The 26,211-nt window shown below is 42.1% G+C and carries 27 protein-coding genes and 2 tRNA genes; 7 read left to right on the top strand and 22 right to left on the bottom strand.

Going from position 1 to position 26,211, the window contains the following annotated elements:
- Positions 1-31: 31 nt before the first annotated feature.
- Both radA and ACZ5NL_RS06000 read right to left on the bottom strand, forming a co-directional pair.
- On the bottom strand, positions 32-2,548 hold the full coding sequence (gene radA, locus ACZ5NL_RS06005; protein WP_464841340.1) for a DNA repair and recombination protein RadA: 2,517 nt from the start codon (positions 2,546-2,548) through the stop codon (positions 32-34).
- A gap of 172 nt (positions 2,549-2,720) precedes the next feature.
- Complete coding sequence (locus ACZ5NL_RS06000) at positions 2,721-3,722, bottom strand: potassium channel family protein (protein ID WP_464841338.1); 1,002 nt, start codon at positions 3,720-3,722, stop codon at positions 2,721-2,723.
- Between the two features lie 716 nt (positions 3,723-4,438).
- Here ACZ5NL_RS06000 and ACZ5NL_RS05995 point away from each other — a divergent pair.
- Positions 4,439-5,044, top strand: a complete 606-nt coding sequence (locus ACZ5NL_RS05995; protein WP_464841336.1) for a DUF8183 domain-containing protein — start codon at positions 4,439-4,441, stop codon at positions 5,042-5,044.
- Here ACZ5NL_RS05995 and ACZ5NL_RS05990 read toward each other — a convergent pair whose 3' ends face one another.
- The 4 genes from ACZ5NL_RS05990 to ACZ5NL_RS05975 are packed head-to-tail and all read right to left on the bottom strand — an operon-like array spanning position 5,045 to position 7,733.
- The gene (locus ACZ5NL_RS05990) at positions 5,045-6,043 is read right to left on the bottom strand and encodes a PIN domain-containing protein (RefSeq protein WP_464841334.1); all 999 of its coding nucleotides are present in this window, start codon (positions 6,041-6,043) and stop codon (positions 5,045-5,047) included. It abuts the gene before it with no gap.
- Positions 6,028-6,507 carry a hypothetical protein gene (locus tag ACZ5NL_RS05985; protein ID WP_464841332.1) on the bottom strand — a complete coding sequence of 160 codons (480 nt, stop codon included), beginning with the start codon at positions 6,505-6,507 and terminating at the stop codon, positions 6,028-6,030. The genes ACZ5NL_RS05990 and ACZ5NL_RS05985 overlap by 16 nt, the downstream gene beginning before the upstream one ends.
- A 10-nt stretch (positions 6,508-6,517) precedes the next feature.
- Positions 6,518-6,979, bottom strand: a complete 462-nt coding sequence (locus ACZ5NL_RS05980; protein WP_464841330.1) for a DUF2284 domain-containing protein — start codon at positions 6,977-6,979, stop codon at positions 6,518-6,520.
- Positions 6,980-7,010: 31 nt separating this feature from the next.
- Positions 7,011-7,733, bottom strand: a complete 723-nt coding sequence (locus ACZ5NL_RS05975; protein WP_464843346.1) for an SDR family NAD(P)-dependent oxidoreductase — start codon at positions 7,731-7,733, stop codon at positions 7,011-7,013.
- Positions 7,734-7,833: 100 nt separating this feature from the next.
- On the opposite strand from ACZ5NL_RS05975, the gene ACZ5NL_RS05970 reads away from it, so the two are divergent.
- Positions 7,834-8,370 carry a YbhB/YbcL family Raf kinase inhibitor-like protein gene (locus ACZ5NL_RS05970; RefSeq protein ID WP_464841329.1) on the top strand — a complete coding sequence of 179 codons (537 nt, stop codon included), beginning with the start codon at positions 7,834-7,836 and terminating at the stop codon, positions 8,368-8,370.
- On the opposite strand, the gene ACZ5NL_RS05965 is transcribed toward ACZ5NL_RS05970, so the two are convergent.
- The 4 genes from ACZ5NL_RS05965 to ACZ5NL_RS05950 form a co-directional block, all read right to left on the bottom strand.
- The gene (locus ACZ5NL_RS05965; RefSeq protein WP_252744162.1) at positions 8,371-8,616 is read right to left on the bottom strand and encodes a PQ-loop domain-containing transporter; all 246 of its coding nucleotides are present in this window, start codon (positions 8,614-8,616) and stop codon (positions 8,371-8,373) included.
- A gap of 116 nt (positions 8,617-8,732) precedes the next feature.
- Complete coding sequence (locus ACZ5NL_RS05960; RefSeq protein ID WP_464841327.1) at positions 8,733-9,203, bottom strand: hypothetical protein; 471 nt, start codon at positions 9,201-9,203, stop codon at positions 8,733-8,735.
- A 43-nt stretch (positions 9,204-9,246) separates the two neighbouring features.
- Positions 9,247-9,972 (bottom strand): cytochrome c biogenesis CcdA family protein, encoded by a 726-nt coding sequence (locus ACZ5NL_RS05955; protein WP_464841325.1) that lies wholly within the window; start codon positions 9,970-9,972, stop codon positions 9,247-9,249.
- Positions 9,962-10,474 (bottom strand): glutaredoxin, encoded by a 513-nt coding sequence (locus ACZ5NL_RS05950; RefSeq protein WP_464841323.1) that lies wholly within the window; start codon positions 10,472-10,474, stop codon positions 9,962-9,964. The genes ACZ5NL_RS05955 and ACZ5NL_RS05950 overlap by 11 nt, the downstream gene beginning before the upstream one ends.
- 113 nt (positions 10,475-10,587) lie before the next feature.
- Here ACZ5NL_RS05950 and ACZ5NL_RS05945 point away from each other — a divergent pair, with 113 nt between their 5' ends.
- On the top strand, positions 10,588-11,112 hold the full coding sequence (locus ACZ5NL_RS05945) for a CBS domain-containing protein (protein WP_464841321.1): 525 nt from the start codon (positions 10,588-10,590) through the stop codon (positions 11,110-11,112).
- Positions 11,076-12,344, top strand: coding sequence for a cation:proton antiporter (locus tag ACZ5NL_RS05940; protein WP_464841319.1), 1,269 nt, complete (start codon positions 11,076-11,078; stop codon positions 12,342-12,344). The genes ACZ5NL_RS05945 and ACZ5NL_RS05940 overlap by 37 nt, the downstream gene beginning before the upstream one ends.
- Here the strand turns inward: ACZ5NL_RS05940 and ACZ5NL_RS05935 are convergent.
- Entirely contained in the window at positions 12,341-12,790 is a 450-nt protein-coding gene (locus ACZ5NL_RS05935) for an Lrp/AsnC family transcriptional regulator (protein ID WP_464841317.1), read from the bottom strand. The genes ACZ5NL_RS05940 and ACZ5NL_RS05935 overlap by 4 nt on opposite strands.
- Positions 12,791-12,926: 136 nt before the next feature.
- Between ACZ5NL_RS05935 and ACZ5NL_RS05930 the strand changes: the two genes are divergently transcribed.
- Together ACZ5NL_RS05930 and ACZ5NL_RS05925 are read left to right on the top strand one after the other, a co-directional pair.
- A complete protein-coding gene (locus ACZ5NL_RS05930; protein WP_464843344.1) occupies positions 12,927-14,258 on the top strand; it encodes a leucine/methionine racemase in 1,332 nt (443 codons plus the stop codon).
- Between the two features lie 108 nt (positions 14,259-14,366).
- On the top strand, positions 14,367-15,677 hold the full coding sequence (locus ACZ5NL_RS05925) for an MFS transporter (protein ID WP_464841316.1): 1,311 nt from the start codon (positions 14,367-14,369) through the stop codon (positions 15,675-15,677).
- On the opposite strand, the gene ACZ5NL_RS05920 is transcribed toward ACZ5NL_RS05925, so the two are convergent.
- The 10 genes from ACZ5NL_RS05920 to ACZ5NL_RS05875 all read right to left on the bottom strand — a co-directional run bounded on the left by ACZ5NL_RS05920 (position 15,674) and on the right by ACZ5NL_RS05875 (position 24,367).
- Positions 15,674-17,644 carry an IGHMBP2 family helicase gene (locus tag ACZ5NL_RS05920; protein WP_464841314.1) on the bottom strand — a complete coding sequence of 657 codons (1,971 nt, stop codon included), beginning with the start codon at positions 17,642-17,644 and terminating at the stop codon, positions 15,674-15,676. The two genes, ACZ5NL_RS05925 and ACZ5NL_RS05920, sit on opposite strands and share 4 nt — an antisense overlap.
- A gap of 15 nt (positions 17,645-17,659) precedes the next feature.
- Entirely contained in the window at positions 17,660-17,899 is a 240-nt protein-coding gene (locus tag ACZ5NL_RS05915) for a HEPN domain-containing protein (RefSeq protein ID WP_464841312.1), read from the bottom strand.
- Between the two features lie 391 nt (positions 17,900-18,290).
- Entirely contained in the window at positions 18,291-18,674 is a 384-nt protein-coding gene (locus ACZ5NL_RS05910; protein ID WP_464841310.1) for a nucleotidyltransferase domain-containing protein, read from the bottom strand.
- 76 nt (positions 18,675-18,750) lie between these two features.
- A tRNA-Ile gene (locus ACZ5NL_RS05905) sits at positions 18,751-18,828 on the bottom strand.
- A gap of 6 nt (positions 18,829-18,834) precedes the next feature.
- Positions 18,835-18,912: transfer RNA gene (locus ACZ5NL_RS05900), tRNA-Glu, on the bottom strand.
- A gap of 96 nt (positions 18,913-19,008) precedes the next feature.
- Positions 19,009-20,358 carry a transglutaminase-like domain-containing protein gene (locus ACZ5NL_RS05895; protein WP_464841308.1) on the bottom strand — a complete coding sequence of 450 codons (1,350 nt, stop codon included), beginning with the start codon at positions 20,356-20,358 and terminating at the stop codon, positions 19,009-19,011.
- A 70-nt stretch (positions 20,359-20,428) separates the two neighbouring features.
- Complete coding sequence (locus tag ACZ5NL_RS05890; protein WP_464841307.1) at positions 20,429-21,250, bottom strand: HAD-IIA family hydrolase; 822 nt, start codon at positions 21,248-21,250, stop codon at positions 20,429-20,431.
- Positions 21,251-21,290: 40 nt separating this feature from the next.
- A complete protein-coding gene (locus ACZ5NL_RS05885; protein WP_464841306.1) occupies positions 21,291-21,884 on the bottom strand; it encodes a TasA family protein in 594 nt (197 codons plus the stop codon).
- 109 nt (positions 21,885-21,993) lie between these two features.
- Positions 21,994-22,980, bottom strand: a complete 987-nt coding sequence (locus ACZ5NL_RS05880; RefSeq protein ID WP_464841305.1) for a DUF1616 domain-containing protein — start codon at positions 22,978-22,980, stop codon at positions 21,994-21,996.
- A 31-nt stretch (positions 22,981-23,011) separates the two neighbouring features.
- A complete protein-coding gene (locus ACZ5NL_RS05875; RefSeq protein WP_253910348.1) occupies positions 23,012-24,367 on the bottom strand; it encodes an ATP-binding protein in 1,356 nt (451 codons plus the stop codon).
- 102 nt (positions 24,368-24,469) lie between these two features.
- Here ACZ5NL_RS05875 and ACZ5NL_RS05870 point away from each other — a divergent pair, with 102 nt between their 5' ends.
- On the top strand, positions 24,470-24,694 hold the full coding sequence (locus ACZ5NL_RS05870; RefSeq protein WP_198011282.1) for a division/cell wall cluster transcriptional repressor MraZ: 225 nt from the start codon (positions 24,470-24,472) through the stop codon (positions 24,692-24,694).
- A 39-nt stretch (positions 24,695-24,733) separates the two neighbouring features.
- On the opposite strand, the gene ACZ5NL_RS05865 is transcribed toward ACZ5NL_RS05870, so the two are convergent.
- Positions 24,734-26,122, bottom strand: a complete 1,389-nt coding sequence (locus tag ACZ5NL_RS05865; protein WP_463280839.1) for an ATP-binding protein — start codon at positions 26,120-26,122, stop codon at positions 24,734-24,736.
- Positions 26,123-26,211: the final 89 nt, after the last annotated feature.

Here is a 26,211-nt window from a genome sequence, read left to right as displayed (position 1 = left end):
AATTTAAAAAAGGGTTTAAAAAGTTAAAGGGCTAATCCTCAATTCCTTTTTCAGTGATCCTAAACGCCGCTTCCCCTTCAGGTAGATGCGGAGAGTCTATAAGCCTTGCAACCCTTTTTCCAGCCTTTCCTTTCCTTAAATAAACCCTAACAGTGGCGGAGTGTGCCAAGATATGACCGCCTATTGGTCTTGTTGGATCGCCAAAGAATGCATCGGGTCTCGCTTGAACTTGGTTGGTAACGAATACCGCTATATCGTAAAGGTTAGCCAAACGATGGAGGTCAGCTAAGTGCTTGGCGAGCTTTTGTTGCCTCTCTGCTAATGTCCCTCTCCCGACGTATTCAGATCTAAAGTGTCCTGTGAGAGAATCCACCACAAGAAGTTTAACCGGCCTATCACTTGCAGCCTTTTGTTTGATGATTTCCTCAGCTTTTTCCACAAGGAGCATTTGATGATTGGAGTTAAATGCCCTAGCAACATAAATGTTCTTTAGTACTTCCTCCGGATCCATACCCCTATTTTCCGCTATTTGCTTTATTCTCTCCGGTCTGAAGGTGTTCTCGGTGTCAATCCAGATTACGCTTCCATTCAATCCGCCCTCTTCTGGGGGCTTTTGGACGAGAACAGCCAATGTATGGGCTAATTGGGTATTATGGAGTATCAGCCCGTTTGGTGCAACAAAGTTGTGAACCTCTGGAACCACCAGATCGTAGACGTAGTCATTGTACTCCACCAAGCTAACGCTCTCAACTTCGTAGAATGAGAGCTTCCTAGCTAAAGATATCACTTCAAGTGCATGCCTTGCTATTTCTCTTAGGTGTTGAATTTCAGATTTTAGCGCGGATATAACTTTAGCTCTTAATTCTGTATCTTTAGGAATCCCCCGGTAGCGGTAATTTTTAATTTGACCTTCTGTAAAACCATATTTTTTGAGGACTGTCCATGAAAATGGTAGCTTTGGCTTATCAGTATTGCAAAGTTCTTTTTCAGCACGCTCAAGCTCTGCAAGGGCTTTTTTAAAGTACTCTTCTATTTTCTCTAACGTCTTTTCAGTAAACCAAACTTCCTTTGAACGTGTTAGCAGGTGATATGCCGTCTCACCTTCTCGTTTAGGCAACTTGAAGTGTGAATAAAGCTTTCCTAGGTACCGTGCAAGCTGTGGTGGATACCTCCCAATCCCTCCTGAATTAAATCCACCAACTTTAATTTTTGACTTTTTAATTACATCCTCGAGCAGGTTTCTGTCTTCACCAGTTATATAAAGCCTGTAGTACGTCTTTCCTTCAATGAGTTTCTCTGAAATCGTGGGGGTTATTCCCAAACGCTTTAACAGGAAAACTAAGCCATCTGCAAGTTTTTTGCTTTTTGTTGATAACTCTACAATACTGCTAGATACGTATCCGTCACCATCCACATATCCGGCTAAAAATGCCATCAATGTTGTTTCATCTCCATTGAGAATTACATCCGGAACTTCTTTTGTGCTTGCGTCACTCTTCGCTAAGTTCCCAAGTACTCTATCTACCGTGCTCTTTCTTATAAGAATCCTATAAAGCCCCCTTCTCATTTCTACCGTTGGAGTGTAACCGTCTTTGCTTTTTAGGTACTCGACGATAAAGTCCTTGATAACTTCAGAGCCTGTTGTTATCGAAACAGGGTTTGCTGTACCTTCAGCCACAAATAGACCCAAAAAGTATGCATCATCCTCATCAATAGTCAAAGAATTTGCTGGTACTTTCCTAACCCCTACAAGCACATCTCCCCTTTTGATTTCTCCAGCCTTTATCCACTGGAACCCATCCCTAAATACCAACACAGGGTGAGGAAGTGTTACTTTAATGTTGATCCCAGTTGAAAGCTTAAGTTCTACAAGGTTTGAGACCTTCTCCCGGTAAATGTAACTTGCCTTTGTCCTTTTTACTTCTCCGCTGTCAAGATCAAAGGCGTAAACGGTCACAGTATCCACTGGAACAGCGAAGCCATTATCAAATGGAACTTCGCCATTTTTGAGTGCATACTTTGTATACATTTCCTCTATGCTCTCAAAATGCACTACTGTGTCATTTTCGTAATAGATTGGAGTGTCCTTTGCAAAGCATTTTCCACTTCCAAACTCTCCAAATACCTCTGAAATAGCTTGTGTTTCAATTCCACCGCCGAGAAGCTTATCCAAGGACTTGCTTCCGGTAGTAATCTTGCCCACAACAGCTCTCTTTTTTAAATACTCATCGGCACGCATAAAGGTCCCAATATTGGCAGCTTCTCTCGCGGCTTGAATGATCTTTAGAGCAGCCCCTTCACTTATTCCAGCAAGCTCTTTTAGTTCCAAAGGAGATGCAACTGCTATTGCTTCCAAACTATCATAACCTGCCTCTCTAAGCTTTTCCGCAGTTGCAGGTCCAACTCCAGGGAGATCTTCTAAGCCTCTTATTTCCTTCTTTTTGGTTGCTTCGTTATTTGCTTCAATTGACAATTCTTCAAGATCGTTGAGCTCTTCAAACTCTTCAAGCTCTTTAATTTCATCCTCAACTTTCTTTTTTCTCGCCATAGTTACCACCCATAAGCATGATTCTACATAGTAGTGGATTCAAAGTGCTTATATATTTTTCCCATGCCCGAAAAAAGGACTTAAAGGCTGAAAATTACAAAACCATTGATTAGTAAAGCCAGAATGCAAAAATAAAGGCCTTAAGTTTGAGATTTCCAGTGGAAATGAAACTCTACTTTGTAGACTTGATAACCAACAGCTTTGCACCTTCTGGAATCGGCTCATCAAGAGGTGGCATGAGGTGAATTTCTTCTTTTGCATAACCAAGGAGAAACAGCCCTCTGGAATATAGAATTTTGAATGCCTCTCCAAAAGTGATTCCATCCATTTCCGGAAGCCTCAGAGAAGTTATATCATATCTCCCGAGGGCTGTTGTTATGTCATCTACGACATCCACAACTTCCGGTTCAAAGACGGCGCTTGCAAGCAATCTCCCGGCCAAAGTTCTACTGGTTATCACCCTATCTGCTCCAGCTTGTCTTAAGAGAGGAACACTTTCGTGTTTAAGGACCTCCACAAAGACCTTTGCCCTAGAGAGCTGTTTTATCATTAACGTCACGAACACAGACTCAGAATCATCACCTAGAGCCAGAAGAATATAACTAGCGTCCTCAATATTTGCTCTCTCCAGTGTTTCTCTATTTGTGAACTCCCCAATGATAACTTCCACTTCCTCTGGAATGGTAAGCTTTTTCCTTTCATCATCATTCGGAAGAATAACGATTATTGGCTTGTTGGGAGCTTGATTTTCATTTATGGCATCCATAAGCTCCAGTAAAGCACTTTCTACACTTTCTCCCCTCCCCATGATAACATAATGATCCTTAAACCTTACCCTGTGCATTCCCATCATCCTCCTAATCGAGCCAGATAAGAAATATTCGGCAAGAATTGAAACAAAAGCTGTGAACGTTGCTATCCCACCGATAGAAGCAAAAATCGCGATAACCCTACCAAAGGTGGTTGATGGTGTTATGTCCCCATATCCAATGGTTGCCATCGTTATGACTGCCCAGTAAAGGGCTGTAAAGAAGTCCACTCTCTCAGCGTACATGTAAAGTACTGCCAAAATTATTGCAAGCAAAACCACAGCTAATGCGAGAGCGAATATCTTGCTCCTTTTCAGCTTTATCCTTATCTTCAAAAGCCTTCTAACTAGCGGTACTGGTATCATTGCATTAGAAGTTAAGACTCGACCTTAAAAAGCTTCACATTTCCAGTGGAAATAAAACACCACAATTTTGGATAACAATGGATAATCCAATACGCCAATGTCCACTAGTTCCAGTGGAAATAAAGCTCTTTTTCCATGTCTATCTGAACGTTCATAAAATTATCTGATGACCCCCCCAGAGTTTCATTTCCACTGGAACTCGATTTTGAAAAATGGACGGATTTTGTGGAAGGAGAGAATGTAAAAACCATTTAAAAGGACATTTAACGTTTACAAATATTGATCTGTTCACGATGTTTAAATAAAAAACGGCAATTAGTTATTATTTTTACTATTTATTTATGTCATTGTTGAACAATGTTCATAGATAAGTATATATATCCAAAAGTACAGAGAATATGGGAGTGTTTACACCAGATTAATTATAAAAAGAGTGGTGTTTTGCGCCGCTTCCACAGGAAATACAACTCTGGGGGGTCAGCTCATTGTTTAACAATTAGCCCCTTAGTAAATGCTTTTGTTAAATCCAATGCATATCTAAGATCATTATTGTCCTTGTTTTGATGTATATATATGTTCATTTTTTCTCCACGAGAAGCGGGAACTGAATTGTCAAATGCTTGCTAATTGTAAACTTTTCATATGACTTTTATGTTCCTTATGAGCGTTGCTTCCAGTGGAAGAATGAGTTTAAATACTTCAAAGTTCAACTTCATATGGTGGTTCCTGTGGAAGTACTCAAATGGTTGGAAGAGGGATATGACAACGCGAGGGATATAGTTGATCTCCCGTGGAAAGTGACAAAAAAGGCGGAAGGGGTTTATTTAGCAGAATATCCCAAAATCCCCTTTGTTCTCAACATAGTGATAACTGAAGGATTTGTTCACCTTATAGTTCCTCTTGGATTGGAAACTGTTGCTTTAGAGCTGCCAGAGCGCTTGAAAGTTTACCATACCCTCTTAATGCTGAACGATAGGTTAAACCTGATAAAGTTCTGCATAAGTGGAATGAATGAAGAGATAACCCTAAGGGTCGACTTGGATAGGAAAACTCTTGGGAAAGGGGAATTTAACGATGCTCTTACAAGTCTCTTGATAGGTTTGAATCAAGTAATAGCCGCTTTGGGGCTTGAAGAAGAGTTTGCTAGGGCAGTTTTTGAAAGAGTTGCAATGATGGTGCTGGAAAGGCTCGAAAAAGGTGCCAAAAAAGAAGAAATTCTGAACTTTCTGGTAGTTAAGGTTGGAATGGATCCAAAAGATGCCGAGGAATTCTTGAAGAAGATACTTGAGAATAAAACGCCAGAGGACATTGGTTACTTCTAACTACTTTTCAATTTTCAATTCCATCAGCCTTCTGCACAAGTTCCAGTGGAAATGAAACTCTTGATGTATGTCCTTCTTGAAGATTAGCTTCAACTCGTTTAACCTAGTTTTCCCTCTAAATTCACCAAATAAAAGCACATTGTTTATTTCAATAACACCAAAAACTGCTGCCAAATTAAAGATTAGGGTTCTCAGCTGATAACCGGTTGCATAGTGTTCGCTTAGCTCTTCGTGTGGGTATTCAAACAGAAAGTACTCAATCCCTTCAATTTTCGCTATGTCTGTCATAGCTATGTCCGCCGTTAAGAGGACCACTAATGCGGGGGTATTTTTGTCGAACTCCTTCAAGGTCTTTATTATCAGTTCGTCGTTTGTGTTTGTTTTCTCATCAATGCTTTTTACTTCTATTATCTTGTCTTTTATCTTTTCATACTCTTTTAAGGCTATGTATGCAGCTTTCCTTGATTTTTTCATCCTTCTGTTGCTGAATTCCTGAAGCAAGTGCGAATTATGGAAAATTCTTCTCAGCTCTTTTAGGTGTGCTGGCTTGTATTTGAAGTTCATTGAGTTTTCTATTTCCTTCTTTACTAGATCTACTATTGCTATCTGGATTCCTTCCACTCCCGTGAGCTTGGATAAAAACGCATGGTATAATAGGTTGGTATCTGGGGCGAAGATTATTCTTTTCGTGAGGCTCTTGTATGCGTTAAGCTTCTTTTGGAACTCATCAATGTTTGCGTAGTTTATTATTCCACTGGAAAGGAAGCACTCGTAAAAATCTCTATATGTGGGGAGGTCGTATAGATATCTTTCTTTCCCTCGAAGCACTTTGTGGAATTCGTCTTCCCCAGTTAAAACTTTTATTTTGTACCCTTCTCTGTGGGGGAATGCTTCCAGAAGCGGGATGTTGTACAGTGGGCTGTTAACTCTTATTTTATCTCTCATCTGGATTAAATTGATGAGTATCTGGAGCTCTGGCTTCTCTATAATCTTTTCCATCTTCTGCCCTCCATAAAGTCCTTTAGTTTTTGGATATGCAGGGGGATCATCATGTAAGGTCTATTTGCATATTCGAGGTCCCTAAGTGAGAGGTAGAAAAGGTGCTCCACTTCCAGTGGAAGTGCATGAATAGCCGCTCCAGCCACTAGGGCTTTCCTTCCTGAGGTTATGTCAACAGAAACCTCATATCCTTCTTCTTTCAACTTTTTGAGGAGTTCTCCTATTTTCTCATCTGCCTCGAGAAAGTTGTCTTCTTCTATTATTATCCATTCTATCTCCGGAGAAAAACCATGCTCGTCGGAAATTATCTTCAGGGCTTCAACTGCTTTGGGGAGTTTTTCAGAATAGATATCCTCCAGAAAGATATATATCTTATCGGGTCGGTAATTTCGCATAACCACTGCGTAATAAGAGTTTATCATGGCCCACGTTGACCTTCCAAGCATTGTAATGTAGGCTTTCATAGGCTCCACTTTAATCTATAAGTATCAGACCATACAAAACACTTTCGGAGAAGTCAAGCTCAACTATTTTTGAGAGCTCTATCCCCACGGCATCTATTGAAGGTCTTACTTTACTTGGCATTTTGCAGCTTCCACTTTTTTCAAATTCGCATTCTTCACAGAGGTTGCAGTTTCCCGGGAATAACGCTGTTGCATAGAGGTTTCCGTTTTTAAACAGTTCTCCTTCTCTCTTCAGAATGTAATTCAATACCTTCCTTTTTTCTTCTTCAAAATTCTTGGAATTGATCTCAAACTTTATCAAAAGTGCCCTCCTATAGTGTTTTACCAACTCCTTTGTTTCTCTCCATGAAGGAGCATAGGGCGGGCAGGAATGGCTTTTTCCATAGGTTGGGCAGGCTTTACATTTCCACACGGGTCTTGGTGAAACCACAATTTTCTCTGCGGGGATCTCTTTCTCCCAGATTATCTTCATGAAAGAAAAATTGGAAAATCCCAATAAAAATTTAATCCATCAAGCGACCGCCGTTAACGTCAACAACTTCCCCAGTTATGTGGTCGTTTTCGAGGAGAAAAATAACTGCATGGGCTATATCCTCCGGCTTGGCTATCTCTCCAGTTAATGAGAGCTTTCTCAGCCTTTCCCTCATTTCTTCATTTATCATGTCAGTTGCGACAGGTCCTGGGGCAACTGCATTTACTAAAATGTCCGGTGCCAAGTGCCTCGCGAGGTTGAATGTGAGGGCTATCAGACCTCCCTTTGAGGCAGCATAGTGAGCGCCAACAGTTCCGCCGTCTTTACCGGCTATTGATGCTATGTTTACTATTTTGCCTTTTTTCATGTATTTAAGGACTTCTTGCGTAACTATGAAGGCCCCCTTTAAGTTGACTTCCAAAACTCTGTCCCACTCTTCGTCGGTTATCTCCATAGGTCTTACTGTCTTTCCAAGGATTCCGGCATTGTTGACTAAGATGTCAATTCTTCCAAACTTTTGAATGGCTTTTTCTACCATCTCTCTGACCTCTTCTCTATTGCTCACATCCGCCTTGGCTATAAGGGTCTCCACGCCGTAGGTTTTGCACATTTCTTCGGTTTTCTTTGCGTTTTCTTCACCCCTTGCATAGTTTATGATCACATTGCATCCCTTCTTTGCCAAAGCAACTGCAATTGCCCTTCCTATTCCTCGAGAAGCCCCAGTCACTAAAGCGACTTTTCCCCTCAGCTCCATGTCGATCACCAAAATAAATTTGGAAAATTATCATAAAAGCTTTATCAAATACAATAACAATGCCGAAATGCTTTTACGTTCTTAATAACAATATTGAAACATGAAAGCATTTCCCTTCCTCCTTGGGATTTTGGTCCTAACTGCAGGATGCATTGGGGGAGGTGAAAAGATGGATTTGAAAGTCAGCTCCGTTTTTGGAGAGAATGACTTCATTCCCTCGAAGTATACATGCGAAGGGGCCGATGTAAATCCGCCATTAAGACTCGAGGGCTTAAGCGAGAAAGCCGTAAGCATAGCAATAATAGTTGATGATCCCGACGCTCCGATTGGCACTTTCACCCATTGGGTGGCGTGGAATATTCCCCCTACTGGCGAAATACCAGAAAACATTCCAAAAGAAAAGATTGTTGAAAGCCCCATAAATGCCGTCCAAGGAAAGAACGATTTTGGGAGGATTGGTTACAATGGTCCCTGCCCTCCAAGGGGGCATGGAGTGCATCATTATCACTTTAAGGTTTACGTTCTCGATACGACCCTCGACCTAAAACCCGGAGCAAGTAAAAGGGAGTTAGAAAAGGCCATGGAAGGGCATGTAATCCAATTCGGGGAGCTTGTCGGCCTCTATGAGAGAAGGTGATCATTTGTATCTTAGCTTGACGTAGAGGTTAACTCCACTCTGAAGGGCTGCCAAGGAGTTCAGGGTTAGAAATACCCAGTCACCTATTAGATATGAGTAAATTGCGAGTAGCGTTGAGGCGGTAACATAGACCAAAACAAACTCCAAATTCAGTGGGCATTTCTTGTTTTTGATTGTTTCCCATGTTTGGGGAACCCAAGAGCTCACGAGAAGAAGCATGCCTATGAGTCCCACGAGTTCCTTCATTTTATCACCTCGCTTATTCTCTTGCACCAAGGAGCTAATAAAGTGGTTTAAAAAAGATTATGGACTATTACTGGTGTATTTTGGAAAAAGAAAAGCGTGGAATAATCAAAAGAATGTCAATGCTTCAATTCGGAGGCAAGTTTTGAAGTTGCCCATGTTTTAACATCATCATCAAGAATATCATTAATAATCTTAAACGCTTCCTGAATCTTTCCCTGTCTTGCAAGAGCCAATGCCACCTCGGCTTGTATTTTTGACCTGTTGGAGATGTCTTTTATAAATTCGGCTATTTTTAGGGCTTCATCCAGTCGATTAAGCTCAAGAAACTCAAAGGCTAAGCTCATGAGGGCTTTGGTAATACTTTCATCGTTTTCAATTTCAAGTATGGCTTCTATTGTCTTGTTAAGGGCTTCGCTATACTCCTTTCCTTGCTTTGCCATTTCAACTGTGACCATTGACATTGATTTTGCCCTTATCCCCTTGTCGGGAATAGACTCTGCAATTTGAAGTGCGCTCTCAAAGTCTCCCCTCTTTATGAGTTTTGAAACAGTTTCGTAGAGAGCCCGAGATTGATACCATTCCTGCATGCAAACACCAAATAGATTTTGCATTTGGAAAATTTAAGTTTTCCTACATCTCAAAAATAACGTATATTCCAAGGAGTATTAACACTGCTCCGGCGATCATTGAAAGCTCTCTAGACTTTTGAACTATCCTCTGCGAGATTGATTTGCTCTCCGTTATGCTTCCGACTGTTAAGAGTATTACAAGCAATGGGAGGATAAAGATGATGTTGTAAAGTGCCAGAAGAATGAACGTTAAAGCCCTTCCCACCTTGGATATGAGAATCGCATATGCCAAGTAAGTTCCCGAGGAACAGGGGAGGAGGGTGAATGATATTATGACACCAAGGGAGAAAGCTCCGAAGAGTGTTGCTTCTCTGCTGAATATGTTCCTTCTAACTTCTTTTTTCTTCGCTATCCTGCTTTTTTCCATGTAGCCGGTTACAAAGGTATAAGCGCCAAAGGCTATTGAAACCACTCCCGCAACCCATACTGGAATTGTCTTGGTGAGTATCACCAATCCCACTCCGAGGATGTAATAGGAGATGTAAATTGCAGCAACAAACGCCAGCCCCACGGCATAAATTCTCCTTTTGGATATGTTTTCTTTAAGGGAGAGGGCTATGAGGAGCATTGTGTAAATGACGAATGTACAGGGGTTTATTGAATCCGCACCAGCAAGTGCTAAAAGGGGGTAGATTAGATTTTTTAACCCAAGAATGGACAATATGCCGGCTGTTAATCCAATTGAAAATAAAATTATTAAAAGCAAAACCTTGATTTCAGATTTCACTCGGCTCACCATTAGTGAAAATATATTCAAGTTTATTAATGATTTCGGTCTTGTTCTCTGGGATGAGGTAGGTTTTGTCTGTTATAAAAAGCACTCCTTTGGCTTTTTTAGCTTCTTCCACTAGGTCATCCGCGTATTCGACTGGAAATTCCCCGTTTACTATTGCGTATAGCTTCCCATCGTAGAACACACCTATTACAGGAACACCGGTTACTCCGAGGATTTGGTAGAGCTGCTCAAACATCTTTCCGTTGTAGTCATTTCCCTGTAGCTCATAGTATGTGAGGGCATCTTTTCCAAAAAACTTTGGGATTTCTTCTTTCATTTTCTTACAGTGGGGACAAGTTGCCAGCCCATACATGTAAAAGTGGAACTTTGTTTTGTCTAATGTAAAAGTCTCTGCTGTATTGGAAGGAGCAGAGGAGGTAGTTTGATTGTTAGATATGCACATACTGGTGAGCACTACCAGTACAAGTAGCAACACTCCTAAAGCTTTTTTCATCAAAGTCACCTAATTCAACAGTATACTTTGTGGGTTATAAATGTTTAGGAATGTAGATTTTTTAACACGTAGCTTTTTAAGAACTTCTAGGATAAGTTTGTGGTGGTGAGAGCATGAAAGATGTCGAGAGAGCTCTCCAGACTTTTTATTCAATGAAACTGAGAGATATAATGCCATCGATAACCTCAATGCCCATTGTTACGGTTGATTCCCCCATCGTTGATGTGCTTAAGTTGCTTAGAACGAGACACCACGTGTGGGTTGTGAACAACAAGGATGAGATGAAGCTTGAAGGAGTTATAAGGTACCTCGACGTAATGTGCATCCTCCTTCCCCCAGAAAACACAAAGGCAAGGCTGGGCAACATAAGTACCGTTTTTAAATCCATCTTGGGAGGGGCGGAAAAAGCCTCTGATGTCATGGAGCGTAATGTGATGACAATAGACGAAGATGCCACGGTTCTGGATGCTCTCACAAGGATGAGACGGTACAAAGTGCAGATACTGGCAATTGTCGACGAAAGCAACGCCTTGAGGGGAGAAATAAGCCTGAGGTTGCTCATTGACGAGTTCCTAAGACTGATGAAGGTGGGTGGTGTGCAATGGCTCCAGAGTGGATCCTCTTCACACTCGGAGTAGCCCTTCTCTTCGGAAAGATTGGAGATCATTTAATGGAGCGGTTTGAGCTTCCGGGAGTTTTGGGCGAGATACTGATGGGTATGATATTGGGAAATCTGATTTATTTTGGCTTAGTAAAGCCTGAATACCTTACCTTACATTCAGATGAAACCTTTGAATTTCTTGCTCGCTTGGGCATAATTTTCTTGCTCTTCTTGGGTGGTCTCGACACAGATGTTGAGATGCTCAAAAAAACTGGTGCTGTTGCAACTGTTTCTACTCTAATGGGGGTTTTTGTTCCACTAATTCTTGGCTATTTTGGCCTTAAGTTGATGGGCTATCCTTCTAGGGAGGCCTTTGCTGGAGGAGTTTTGTTAACGGCAACCAGCATAGGGATCACCGTCAGGGTAATGATGGATCTTGGCGTTTTAAGGAGCGACGTTGGTGCCGCTTCTTTGAGTGCGAGCGTTATGGATGACTTCCTAGGGATAGCTTTGATTATATTCGCAGTTGGTACTGGAAGTATTTTGGGATTAATAAGCAAGATGGCTGTCTTCTTTGTCATTACGGGTTTGGTTGCATGGTATACAATAGAAAAGTACATCCGCTTTTCAGAATGGCTCCACGTTGAGAAGGGTGTTTTAGGAATGGTTCTTGCCTTGATGTTTTTCTTCTCTGCTCTGGCCGAACATTGGTTTGATGCTGCTATAGAAGGGGCTTTTATGGCCGGTCTGGTTTTATCAAAACTTCCAGAGGGCAAAAGGATAATGGAAGACGTGAGAGCAATAGCCTATGGGTTTTTGGTCCCTGTGTTCTTCGTATACACTGGGGCGATGCTTGATTTAAGGGTTTTTACCAGCTTTGAAGCCCTTTCCCTTGCGGGGGTTTTAACCACAATTGCTGTGGTTGGAAAAGTCCTCGGCAGGGGAATAGGGGCTATGATTATGGGATGGAGCGCTAAAAAGTCCCTCCAGATGGGTATCGGTTCAATCCCAAGGACTGAAGTGGCGCTTGTTGACCTTATGGTGGCAATTCACGGAGGCGCAATCCCAGAAAGCGATGCCCCAAAGTTCATTGCAGCCACATTGATTTTCATAACTGTTTCTGTTTTAATAACCCCTCCACTGCTCAAGTGGGCGTTTAAAGAGGAAGTTGAGGCTATGAAGCAAGGAAAAGCCGAGAAGAGAGTAGAAGCAGTGCAAGAAACAAAGAGGAGGATCTCACTATTGAAGAGACCAAGGAGGAATCGCTAAAATACCCTTGCATATCCCCATTTTTTAACACTTGTTAGGATTGAAGTTTCTGTGCTCTTTATTCCTTCAATTTTTCCCAATTTTTCTATTAGAAAGCTCTCGAGTTCTTGGAGGTCTTTTACAGTTACCTGCATGAGAACGTCGTGTGCTCCGGTGGCTATTCCCAAAACATCGACCTCCGGAAGTTTAGAAAGCTCTTCGACGGCTCTTTTGATTTTGTTGGGCTCGACATCAACAGCTATAAACGCCACTATGTTGTAGCCCGCTTTGAACGGGTTTATTAAGGCAGCAAACTTTCTTATTATCCCTTCTTCGATGAGCTTTTTTACCCTAAGCCTTACGGTCGATTCAGGTATTCCGGTTCTCCTAGCTATCTCTGAATAGCTCATCCTTCCGTCTTCTTGGAGCAACCTTAGGATGTTCCTATCTATTTCATCTATTCTCATTTTGTTCACCAATCAGCATTTTGTTTAAATAGTATGCTGTTGAATCTTAAATATTTTATCCTTATTTTGTCAGATTACGCAAAATATGACCGAAAATCCTATTAATTTTAAGAGCATATTTAAACCGGTGGGAAAATTGAAAAAGGAAGATATTATAGAGCGATATTCAAGAATCTTTCCAAGGGCTTCCCGTGTAACCTATGCCCCAATAGTTGGGGTTAAAGCTAAAAACGCAAGGGTATGGGACGTTGAGGGAAGAGAGTACATAGACTTTCTGAGCGATGCCGCTGTTCAAAACGTTGGTCACAACAACGAGAGAGTTGTTAAGGCAATAAAAGAACAGGCTGAGAGGCTTATTCACTTCACTTTTATCTACGGCTTTACAGTTGAGCCCCTTCTACTTGCGGAAAAGCTTGCCGAGATTTCGCCCGTTGAAGAGCCAAAAATAGCCTTTGGTTTAAGCGGAAGCGATGCAAATGATGGAGCAATAAAGTTTGCCCGAGCCTATACTAAAAGGAGAACTCTTCTAAGCTATCTTAAGAGTTATTATGGCTCAACTTACGGTGCATCAAGCATAACTGGCTTGGACTTTCACGTGAGAGCGTTGGTGGGGGAGCTTAGCGACGTTCACTACATTCCTTATCCGGATTGCTACAGATGTCCCTTCGGAAAAGAAAGAGAGTCATGTAAAATGGAGTGCGTTGAGTATATTAAGGCGAAGTTTGAGGGAGAAGTTTATGCAGATGGTGTTGCTGCTTTGTTTGCTGAACCCATTCAAGGCGATGCGGGGATGGTTGTGCCTCCGGAGGAGTATTTTAGGAGAATCAAAAGAATCCTTGATGAGCACGGAATTCTTCTGGTAGTTGATGAAGTACAGAGCGGCCTTGGGAGAACTGGGAAATGGTTTGCCATAGAGCACTTTGGGGTTAAGCCGGATATAGTAACCATAGCGAAGCCCCTTGGTGGTGGTTTGCCAATAAGTGCAGTAATCGGAAGGGCTGAGATCATGGATTCCCTCCCCCCTCTAGGGCACGCCTTTACCTTAATCGGAAATCCCGTAGCGAGCGAGGCAGCTCTTGCCGTCATTGAGGAGATCGAAGAAAAAGATCTCTTGAAGAGGGCGGAAAAGCTTGGAAGCTATGCTATGAAACGACTTGGAAAGATGAAAGAGGAGTATGAGCTAATTGGCGATGTGAGAGGAAAAGGCCTTATGATAGGCGTGGACTTGGTTAAGGACAGGGAGACCAAGGAGAGGGCATATGATGAAGCTAAGAAGGTCGTCTGGAGGGCTTATGAGCTTGGATTGATCGTTGCTTTCCTACAAGGGAATGTCCTGAGAATACAACCCCCACTAACGATTGAGAAAGAGACCCTCGATGAGGGCCTTGATAAGCTTGAAAGAGCAATAGCCGACGTTGAAGAGGGCAAAGTTGGAGATGAAGCTTTGAAGTTTGTTCACGGCTGGTAGCTTTTCTTTTTCTATTTACTGCTCTTTTTTGGACATTGGAGCACTTTTTGCTTCCCAAAAATTTATAAAATGCTTTTCTTTCGGCGGGAGAGTAGCAAGGTGAGGAAGATGAAGAAAAAAGTAGCCACAAGCATGCAGGCAAGAAAGGCATCCCTAATAGCCCAGAACACCCAAATGCCTAGGTGGTTTTATGCCTTCGTGCCCTTTAAGATAGCCACAGGTGGCTCTTCTCAAGTCGTTCCCCTCTATGCTATGCATCTCGGCGCTGGGGCAGGAGAGATAGGACTATTGAACGCACTCTCGACCTTTGCCTCCACTATAGGGACGATATTCTGGGGCAGATTGAGCGATAAAACACTTAAAAGAAAAGCCTTTATTCTAATGGGTCTTTTAAGTACTTCAATCTTTCTAAGCCTGCTGACGTTTGCAGGGAGCTTTTGGGATCTTCTTTTAATCAACGCGGTCTATTCATTTTTCTTAGCTTCCACTGTTTCGATACCAGTTGTTCTCCTCTTTAGAAACGTGAGAAAGACAAGATGGGACGAGGCTGTAGGAAAGTTCAACAAAATCGGTGGCTGGGCGTGGGTTGTGGGGCTTTTAGTAGGCTTCACGCTCATTAGATTTTTAAGTTTTAAGGAACTCTTCCTTCTCTTTGCTGTAGTAAACGTTCCGGGGTTTGTTATAGCTTTGAAAACGATCAGAGAAGCTCCGGTTTATCTCCATAGGGCCAACATAAAGCCCCTTGTGACCCAGGTTATTCAGAAGGGTCGTTATCTTCCGAACTTTATCATCCATTTGCCCACAAAATTGAAAGTTTCTCCGAAGCTCAGCGGCTTTTATCTGTCTTCGCTTTTTTTCTGGGTATCCTCGGGTATGTACTCTACCCAGCTCCCGGTGTTTTTGATAAAGAACGGGGTTACAAGTCAAGAAGTCTTCGGGTTTGCCATACTAAATTCCTCAATTTCGGCAATGCTCTATCAGAGGGTAGGGACAAAGCTTAAGTCCAAGAACCCTGCTTTGGCACTAACTCAGGGGTACTTCTTTAGAAGCCTTGGGATCCTCTTATTGCTGCTCCCCTTTAACGTTCCTTATGCTTTACTCATCTCAGCCGCTGGAAGCTACGTTCTCTGGGGTTATTCTTGGTCTTATATAAGCGTTTCATCAACTTCCCTCATAGGGAGGATGAGTTCTCCAAAAGAGCAGGGGAGCGTTTTGGCAACTGCAAACTTAATAAACTCCAGCGGATTTGTTTTGGGAAGCTTGGCTGGAGGTTTTGTGGCATCACAAATGGATTTTACCTTAAACTTTGCCGTGGCATCTTCAATGAGCCTTTTGGCAGTGGTTCCAATTATCAGTCTAATGGGTCTTTCGTTTGTGTCTCCATTCTCAGCTCTCCCCCAAATAAGGAGGAAAAATTAGTGTATCTCTGCATTTCCAACCGTTATATATCTTCCATTCCTTCTCACAAACTCTAAAAAGCGTTTGTATGTTTGATGATTGCTTAGGGTTTCGCTGTCCCCAATTGCGATTAGCTTTCTCTTAGCCCGTGTTAGAGCAACGTTAAGCCTTCTCAGATCAGTTAAAAACCCCAGTTCGCCCTCCTTATTCGACCTCACAAAAGACAATACTATAACTTCTTTCTCCCTTCCTTGGTAGCCATCTACCGTGTGAACTTCAACCTCTTCCCCTACTAGCGATTGTATCAGATCAACCTGATCATCATAGGGGGTGATTATCCCTATCCACTCTTCTTTAACCCCCATCCTCAAGAGCCTCTCCACTATCTCTTTAACCAAGAGCGCCTCAAGCGGATTTTCTCTTGAGGTGGAGCCCTTTCTCTGCCTCTCCCACTTGTCCCTTCTCTCCGCAGTATCGACAAAAACGAGCGGCTCCTCTCTTTTCAGAATTGAGTCCCAGGGCTCTCCGAAAAACGGTTCCCTAACTTTCAGGTCGGCCAGAGTTATGTTCTTCACGCTCTCGTCCGCTTTTATCTTTCCTTCGTAGAACTCTCTGCTCGGAAACTCCATGAGCTTCTCGTTCATCCTGTACTGTATTTCAAGCATCTTCGCTTTCTCTGGATAGAGCTGGATGAGCTTTTCAAAAAGCGTCTCGCTAAGTTCTTTTGCCTCTTCACTTAGGATCGTCGGGGGTAGCTGTTTGTGGTCTCCAGCCAAAACAAAGCGCTTGGCTTTTGCGATTGGAATCAGAACACTTGGAATCGTCGCTTGGGATGCTTCATCTATTACCGCAACATCAAATTCAACATCTTTTATGAACTCAAGGGCTGCAGAAGAGTTCGTGCTCAGGATTACATCTGCCTTATCGATTATTTCTCTGATTATCTCTTCCTCTATCTTTTCGACAAACTTATAGAGCTTCTGCACCTCTTCGTTTAGCGCTATCCACTGTGCCATCTCCTTGACGTCCTTTGCGGGGACTCCCCTTGCGCCTCTGCCCTTCTCGGCCAGCTTTAAAATCTGCTTGTTGGTTAGCCCTCTTCTAAGGCTTGGCGTAGGTTTTTTGTATTGGTCCCTCATCATGGCAAGCCTCTCGGCCTTATTTCTAAGCTCTCTGACCCTTCTGTACCTTTCGTGGCTTTCGACCTGAAACGCAAGGGTTGATTCCTTCAGGTGCTTTGAGACTCTCGAAGGGTGGCCCAAACGTACAAGCTTGACCTTTCCCCAGAGCCTCTCCACGAGGTTGTCAACTGCAACGTTGCTCTCAGCTGTTGCGAGAACTTTGCTTCCTCTCTTGACTTCTTGGAGAACAAGCTCAACGAGTGTCCTTGTCTTTCCGGTGCCAAAGGGTCCGTGGATTAGGAAGAAGTCTTCACTTCCTAGAGCATAGCTTATAGCTTTTCTCTGGGTGTGGTTGAGGTTTTTATCGAAGGGTTCAAACTCCTGAGGAGTGCTCTTCATGGGTTTTTCCTGGTTTAGGGTGAACTTCAGGGCTTTAATGCCACTTTCGCTGAGGTTTTTTAGGTTCTCTATCTGCCTTCTAAAGGTTACATCGTTTGCGTAGAGGTCTATCCTAACGTTCCTCAGAGCCCATGAGGGAACCGATTCCAGGGCAACAACAATAAACCTGCTCCCCTTTTCAACAACGGTTCCAACAAGGTCACTCATTAGAGGATTTCCTCGGCTGATTAAAACCAGATCCCCAACGCTTATCTCTGTTTTAAATGGCTCTTTTCTTCCATACTTGACAAGCTTAAAGCCGAATTCTTCGCCAATTATTTTTCCGTTGAGGTTTAAAATAGCTCTTCCGAGTTTTTCTCTCTCGTAACCCCTAAGCCTGCGCATCTCTTCGCGCATTGCCTCTATCTCAGCCTCTCGTTCAAGCTCGACAAGCTCGATTAGTTTTGCAATGTAGCTTTTGATGTGCATGAGGTTCACCAGAATTTAAGAAAGTTTAAGTTTTTTGATTACGCTTTCTCTCACTTTCTCTGCAATTAAAACTGCTTCTTGAGCATCCTCTAAATCTGGCTCATAAAAACCAGGATATCTGGATTCTACGGCATAATATGTGAGCTTTTCATTTTTCATATCTCGAAGTGTCTCAAATTCTTTGTCTATGCTTATACATAATTCCAATAAATCACTTATCTGACCTCCTCCCCGCCCTGAAGGGCGAGGGTTCATCTTAGCTCCTCGCCAACGACGGGAAGGTTTGAGGGGTCTCATTCAGACCCAGGCTAAAGCGGGTCTTCGACCCCTCGGGGAGGGTCTTCCCCCCATTACCCCTACCCCCCGCTAAAACGGGAAGGCTCGGGGTTATCGCTCAAACCCCATCTCAGGGTTTCCAACTATTCAGGAGGGTTTTTAGAGGACGCTTTACAGCGTCATCCTCCCAAAGCCGGGAGGACACGTTTGAAACCCTCTTCTCATTGGGTTGTCTTTGAGTAGCCTTCTCAAGGTTTTATTACACTTTTAAGTTTAAAAAGATTTCGGTCATTTAATGGTCAGGTTTTCAGATTCTGCATCCCCCTAAAGGGCAAGGCTTTCAAGAGAAAAAGTAACATCTCCCTTGCAACTAATAGGTCATCTTCTGCTTTTTTAATCCATCTTTTGACCTCTTCGAGGATTTCCTCCATATTATTTTACCCTCCTTGTTGGCGTAGTATGCTACGTTTCCAACTACTCTCTTCTTTTTTTCAAATATTGATTTTGGAATAATGATGATATCGGCGGGGATTTTATTTTTAGTCAATTCTCTTTTAATTTCAATATATAAATCCCAGAAAAGAGGCTTTTTGAGGGGAGTTGTTGTAATAATCACTACATCCCAGTCACTCTTGTGTGTATAATCTCCTCTAGCTCTGGAGCCAAAAAGAATAATTTTCTCAATAGGCACATTTTTCTTAGATGCTGCGTCTAGAATCGTGTTTTTTATCGTGGATAGGATATCATCTGGCATCTGAAACGCCTCACTTTTTTCTTAAATTCTTCCACACTTATAACACTTTCGTGCTTTAAACCCAAGAAGAGCGTTTTGGTGGGCCCGCGGGGCTTCGAACCCCGGACCTCCCGCTTATCAGGCGGGCGCTCTGACCAGGCTGAGCCACGGGCCCATTGTTTGGTGCCCCGGCCGGGATTTGAACCCGGGTCGCGGGATCGAGAGTCCCGCATGATTGACCGGGCTACACCACCGGGGCGTCGATGTTGATAACCAAAAATTAATTTATAAATCTTTCGATGCTCCATGTGCTCCATTGGAATCTTATGATTTAAAAAACCAAAGGAATATTGCCTCAGTACGGAATTAATGCACGGTGGAACTGGGCATGAAAGTTGAAATGTCCAAATACTAGAACTTCGCCGAAGGGCTCTTCTTTTACCTCCACTTTTAGGATATAATAGGGTGTTTCAAAATAAGCCGTTCCATTTCTCACGTTTAGGTCTTTCTCTCTGTATACGTAGTAATCACCTTTTTTGTAAAGGGGTGTTATGGGCTTTCCATTATTTGTGAAGTACAAGGGCAGCTTGATGCCACTTATCTTTACGTAATATTTCCCTCGCCAATGAATTACTGTTATGTTTGTATTTACCGTTTTGTTTTCAAAATAACTCCCATATGACCAGTTGAAAGTTTGGGGAATTATTAGGGAGTAGCCACCGGGGTAGTAGTCGATCTGATTCTTTTCTGGCTCGTATACAACTATGCCTGTACTACTTGACTCCACAATCTTCATGTTTTTGTAGTTTACCTCATTTGCCTCCGTGGTGTAGTTTTGCACATTTTCAATTCTGAAAAGTGGAATCTCATCTGGGGCATATGGAGTGTAATTTCCAATGTATACGGCTAGATTATCCTTTAAGAGTGGGTGAAGGGGATCTTTTTGTCTTGTTGGGTCTAGGGGATACCAACCCACGGCCGGGTCATGAACTATCACCCATGCGTGTCCAAATCCAGTGTGGGTTGAGAATTCCATAAGCTCTTCGATTGTATCGATATCTTGCGGGGGAATGTAAGGATGTTTTCCTTTTATGGGAATTAGGGCGTATCCACCAGCGTATTTGGCCTCAACTCCGGCGTATCTTAATATACGTTCCATTAGAATGGCCTTGTGTCTACACACCCCCTTTTTCTTTTTCCAAATTTCATCAATGAGCATGTTAACATCTACTTCACGGAAAACGGTGCGATCTTTTTCCACGTTGAAAGAAACGTCCTCGTATTTGATGTTTTGATTGACGAACCAAGAAACTTTCCACGCAAACTCTGCAATCGTTTCACTTGACTCTGCGATCTCTCTGGTGATCTCTTTGAGCTCCTCTGGTAGGTAAATGGATTCGTTATAATTAGGAACAAACCTCGATGAGTTTTTTGGAGCCGCCCATACTAGTTTTCTTTTCCCAGCATAGAGGCTGTATTCCACGGCAAGAGAAGAGAGCGTTATCTTTTCCTCGCTTTCAGTTGTTGAGGTGTACATATGGCTTGAGAGGAGGTTCATTTTTGTTGTACCGGGCTCTCCGGAGAGGATCACGTACTTGATTTCCAAACTACCTATAGGAATGACTAGGGCATTTGCTGGGAGTGCCGTTGATATTATCATGAACAATAGAATGATTGATTTCAGTTGGGCGGATTTCATAGGCATCCCGGAAGGGATGATTTTACGAAAAAAGATGATGAGAACAGATTAAAAAGCTTATGGGGTGAAAGTTTCTTTAATGCTCTTTATTCCTGTGGTTTTGCTGCTCCAGGTAAACCTCCAGATATTTTATGAGCTCCTTGATGCTTGGCATAACAACGTCGGGTTTTGCTTTGCTCTTTTCGATGTCTTCGAGCGTGTTAACTCCTGTGAGCACCATTATCGCTTTGGCGTTTATTCTCTTAGCAAACTCTATATCTGTGTCTAGCCTATCCCCTACAACCCAGATTTCATCGGCGTTCAGCTTCTCTTTTACAACTTCAAAAACTGGCTTGTTGGGCTTGCCAATTATTAAGGGTTCCTTCTCTGTTGCAGCTTTCAGAGCGGCAATTATCGAGCCAGCCCCGGGCAAAATACCCTCTTCACTTGGGTAAGTTGTGTCGGGGTTAGTCCCTATAAAGAGCGCACCATTTCTTATGGCCAAACAGCCGTATTTGAGCTTTTCATAGGTAAGCTTTGGGTCAAGACCGACCACAACGTATTTTACCTCTCTCCACCGTTCCTTTGCGTTTTCAACGCTTATTACGGGCCAGCCTATTGATTTTATCTCTTCCAGAAGTCCTTCTCCACCGATTACGAAAACGTTGCCCCTCTTAAAGTTTCTGCTCAAATACTTAGCCGTTGCATGGCCGGAAGTTATTATTTGCTCTTCCTCAACGTCAATTCCCATCTTTTGGAGCTTTTCTTTGTACATTCTGGCATTTCTTGTGGAGTTGTTGGTGAGAAAAATGAATGGGATTTTATTCGCTTTTAAAAACTTGATAACCTCATTTGCTCCTTCAATGGGTTCTTTTCCTCTGTAGATTACCCCGTCCATATCAAAAATGATTCCGATCATAACTAGCACCAAGAAAGAAAGGAAAATAAGGTTTAAAAATTCACTGCTCCGAGTATATCTGGAGTGAGACCAGGGAAAGATCCTTTTGGATTTCATTGGTTGCGTTTGGATCCACGAGGAAGAATATTGTGACTTTGAGGCTTTCTGAGGGGGCAAGAGGGGAATATAATATGGATATCGACTGGTTGTTGAGCTCGTAAAGAGTCATTCCAGAATATTCGCTGAGAGTATAGGTTTCATTGCTTCTTGTTATCGCTATCCACTCAACTATGAGGCTTTTACTGAGCTCTCCGACTTCTGGAGTAGAATCTACAAGTGCTTCTGCATCCGTGAGCTCTCCATCCTCCAAGTCCTGAACCTTCGGAATTATGATTATTTTCGAAATGCTTATGTCGCCGCTGTTCTTTATGTAGAAGCTGGCGTTTGTCTCATCCCCAGGTTTTAGATCATCGAGCTCAAAGAGCTTCAAATCATTGTAAAACCTTTCTCCCGTTTTGCTTATTTTTATGTCAAATTCGCCCGTGGAAATTTCATTATTCTCCGAGAGGCTGATGTCGCTGAACAAGGCGCTTATCTTAATTCCACTAAATCCCAGGAGCAGTCCTGCAATTAGAAAAGCTAGCTCTTTTTTCATGGCTAGGGCACCTCCCACACTACAATAAAGTTAAGTAAAATCAAACTTAAAAATGTTTGTAATATTTTACTTCAACTAGTATAAAGAAGTGCAGAAGCAAGGTTCCAGCTCAGATCCCTCTGACCTCAATGTTGAGCTTTAGAGCCTGTATTTTGCCTTCTATGGCATCTAGAATTCTCTGCGTGGCGTTTGTTTGAGCATAATCGCCGTTTATCGGGCTTGACAGTGGGGGTCTTTCATCCTTAAAGAGTAAAAACCAGAGCTGCCACTTTCCGGGCTTGTCTATTGTGAAAGTATAGTTCACCTCCCATTGAGGCGTCCAGTTGCCCTCTATGTCGATGGGCTTGTGGGGTAAAGTGACGTTGAAATAATCCATAAGGTACATATTATAAATAACGGTTTCGTTCGTCGTGAAGTTGTAGGTTAAGTTAACAAGCCAGACTTCAACGTGGTATGTTACATTCTTGTACTCGTGGTTTGCTATTCCCAGAATTACGGTGGCGTTTTCCCCTACAAAAAGCTCCGTTGGATAATCGGCGGCTTTTCCTTCTGGGCCGAGGATGTAGAACTCGGTGAACTTTTCGCCCGGCTTTGGGTGGGTTATAACGTAGCCTAGAGTAGCTATGGATGAGATTATTGCTATGATCAAGATTACTGTTAGGGCCTTATCTAGTTTACTTGCCTGCTCCCACTCGAGCTCTTCTTTGAGTTTCTCAATGCTTATTCTTGGAATCCACGGCTCGATAGCATTAGCCCTTCTGTATATTGCGATGAAAGCGAAGATTACGTTGAAGATGGTTAAGCTCACAAGAATTGGAATTAGCCTTATTCCCCAGGGGGTGTAGTTGAGAGCCAAACCGATTAACGGCACGATGGCAATGCTTAGTCCAAAGCTTAAAGCCAGCCTCTCAAGGTTGTCAAGCTCCTTCTTCTCTGGGAATAGGGCTGTTATGAAAACATAGCCCGGAAAGAAGAGCACGAAGGCTAAGCCAAGGGCTTTCCTAAGCAGGCTGTCTGGGTAGAAGGCTATGAGAATGTCAAGGAGGAGCGATAGTGCGATTATCGTTATGAGGTCCCAGTAATCTCTAAGATTCATTTGACCACCGGAGGGATAAAGAAGGGGAGCCTTAAAATTCTTTTGCAAACTCTAAATCCAGAAGAAACTTCCAGAGTGGAATTAGTTTTACCTTTTTGTTTCCGTGAGCTTCTTCTCCTTCTTCATTTGCAGTTATGATAAGGCCTTTGTCAAGATTAAAGACATCCATTGCCTCCAATATGGCTTCTACTTCTCTTTCGTGGCTTTCTCTTAAATCCCAAGTTACTTGGATTGCTTTTGTTACTTTTAACCCTTCTTTGATAATGAAATCAACTTCTCTCTTGCCCTTGTAGTAGAACAGGTTGTTTTCTCCATATTTTTTAATGAGATGTACGGCAACTGCATTCTCGGCTAACCTGCCTAGATTTTTGGAGAAACTTAATGCTACGGAGGTCGCTAATCCTGTATCTACGACATAAATTTTCTTTGGGTACTTCTTTACATCTTTTATCTTTGGAGAAAAAGGTGGGATTGTGAAGAGCAGATAACTTTCTCTGAGGGCTTCTATTACCTCCGCAACAAAATTTGGAGAGACTTTCCTCTTTAGGATTCCGGCCAGTTCATTTCTTAGACTGCTTATGCTCTTAAGAGAGGAGAACGAGTTTATGGCCAATTCTGCAACCAGTTTGACTGAATTTACTTCCCTAAATCCATGCCGGAATACAACGTCTCTCATTACGATGCCGTCAAAAAGCTCCTTGAGTATTTCTCTTTTTAAGAATTCATCCTCTTCCAGAACTACTCTTGGAAATCCCCCGAATTGGAGGTACTCTATTAGGAGTCTCTCTATTTTAGCTCTGTTTTTTATAATGTCTAGCTGGTTCTCAACCACAATCCCTTTGAATTTCAAGAACTCTCGGAAACTGAGCGGGAAAACTTCGAGAGTTAGCGAACGTCCGGTTAATGCAGTTGATACCTCACTTTTTAAAAGGGAAGACGTTGATCCAGTTACAATTATTTGGACGTTTTCTTTTTCCATTGCTCTCCGAACCCATTTTTCCCAGTCCTCAATGTTTTGGATTTCATCAAGGACTATCAACGCAAATTTATCTCTGTTGACAAACGTTCTGTACGCTTGATAGATCTCATCCAAGAGCTCTAAACTTAGGTAAGGATGAAACCTTGGATCTTCTAGGTTTACGTAGAGGGTTTGTTCGGGGCCAAGTCCAGAGTCTATGGCTTTTTTCAAAAACTGCTTTGTTAGAAAGGTCTTTCCTGATCTTCTAACTCCAATAATCGATATTGAGAAGTCCTTAGCTTTGGCAAGTTTGCTAAGCCGTTTTAAGTAGTAATCCCTTTCTATTCCAATCTCTTGAGGCCTGCCCCAAAAATTATCTACACTGATCAGCTCAATAATTTCTTCTCTTTTCAACATCTTATATCCCATAGAATATAAATTTTTGATGTTTTTATATTTTATGGAATATAGATTTGCGCCCTTGCTTATGATACCAAAAACCATATCTTAGAATTTATTGTTCTAGGATAAATGGTGGTCGTGATAGGGAAACTTAAGAAGATAGACCCTCAAGGAAGAATTGTCATTCCAAAGGAGTTGCGTGAAAAGTGGGGGAATGAGGTTGTACTTATTGAGCTCGAAGATAGGATGGAAATTCTTCCACGGAAGAAGCCAAACTTCTCCAAGTTCTTTGATATAATTGAGGTTAAAGTCAAAGGGGAGGATCTCGAAAAAGAGCTGTTGGAGTGTCTTTGACAAGCACTTTGAGAACCTCGATGTGATAATTCTCAATGACTAGCTTTGAGCGGCTATTAATCTTTCCAGATCTTTTAAATCCCAGCATGTGGCATCAGGGGCTCTCTTTTTAAAGCTCTTTGCAATTATTAGGAATTCTTTCTCCCCCTCCCATTTTGTTAATTCCGCTTTTTCCATTAAATCTTCCAAAACTTTTTTTCCATTAACGTCATCTCTCCATTTAACCTCAATAAACAAAGCTTTGTTGCCTTTTGTTGCAACGAGGTCAATTTCGTAGCTTCCTTTCTGGCTCTTACCCCATTGTGGCCCAATTTCGTCGAATTCCAGAACTCCCCTCTGGTTCAGTTCAACGAGAATATCCCTCACAACCCTTTCGAATATCCTGCCAAAATAGTTGGGGAAGCCATTTTCAATTTTCCTTATTAGGGCATCATAGTTCTCTGTTTCAACCAGATTCTGGTTCTTTCGTATGAAGGTAAACCAGAAGTTTAGGAAGTAATCGTTGATTATATAACGGGATTTTTTACTTTTTTTCTCCAGCAGGGGTTTTTCTCTTGAAATCAAATTGAAATATTCTTCCAGGGCTTTCAGGTACTTCGTTATGGTAGTGGGTTTCTGGGAGATTGCGTTTGCTATCTCAACGAGGGTGTTTCTACTGTTCGCAATGGCTTCCAAGATAGAAAAATATATCTTGTGGGCTCTCCCAAACTCTTCTATGAGCAAAGCCTCACCCTCGCTCTGCAGAATAGAGGAAAATCTTAGCATCTCTTCCAGAAAGCTGAAGAAAGTCTTTTCGTTAAATAGTTCAAGATACTCATAATACTTAGGCACGCCACCAAAAACTCCATAAAACTTTATTTTTTCCTCAAAGTCCTTTATACCAAGGTCATCAAGCATTTGAAAAACAACGTTTGGTTTCAACGGCTTGAGGTCTATATAAAGGTCGCTCCTACCATACAGGGGGGATTTTCTAAGGAGGAACACCTTTTTCATCATCCCTATGTAAGATCCAGAAAGCACAATGAAAAAGCGTTTCTCTTCTTTGTATTTATCCCAGAACTTTTGAAGGTCGTAAATTATGGAGGGGTTTATTTTGAGAAAGTTCTGAAACTCATCAAAAAATATTGGTATCTTATCTTGGGTTTTGAACAAGAAGCTCAAAAAATCCTCAAAGTTCTCAAATTTTGGGGAATAGCCAAGCTTTTCGCTTATCTCCTCCTGAAAGTCCTCAAGTAAGAGTGACTCCTCCTTCACCGATACAAAAAAGTCTAAGTAAGGAATATTTTTCCTTGAGAAAAATTCTCTAACGAGTCTTGTTTTTCCAATTCTACGTCTACCAGTAATTATAACTAGGGAAGACCTCCTTTTTATGAGGTTAAAGCTTTTTTCCAGGGCTTCGAGCTCCTTCTCCCTGTCGTAGAATTTCATTTATTATCCACCTATAGGATTATCCTGTTTCTGGATATTTATATTTTTCGGTTGAACTCTATATCTACAGGAAAGATTATCCTGTCTCT

The organism is Thermococcus aegaeus (assembly GCF_055393685.1).
This window is presented reverse-complemented; position numbering and strand designations above follow the sequence as displayed.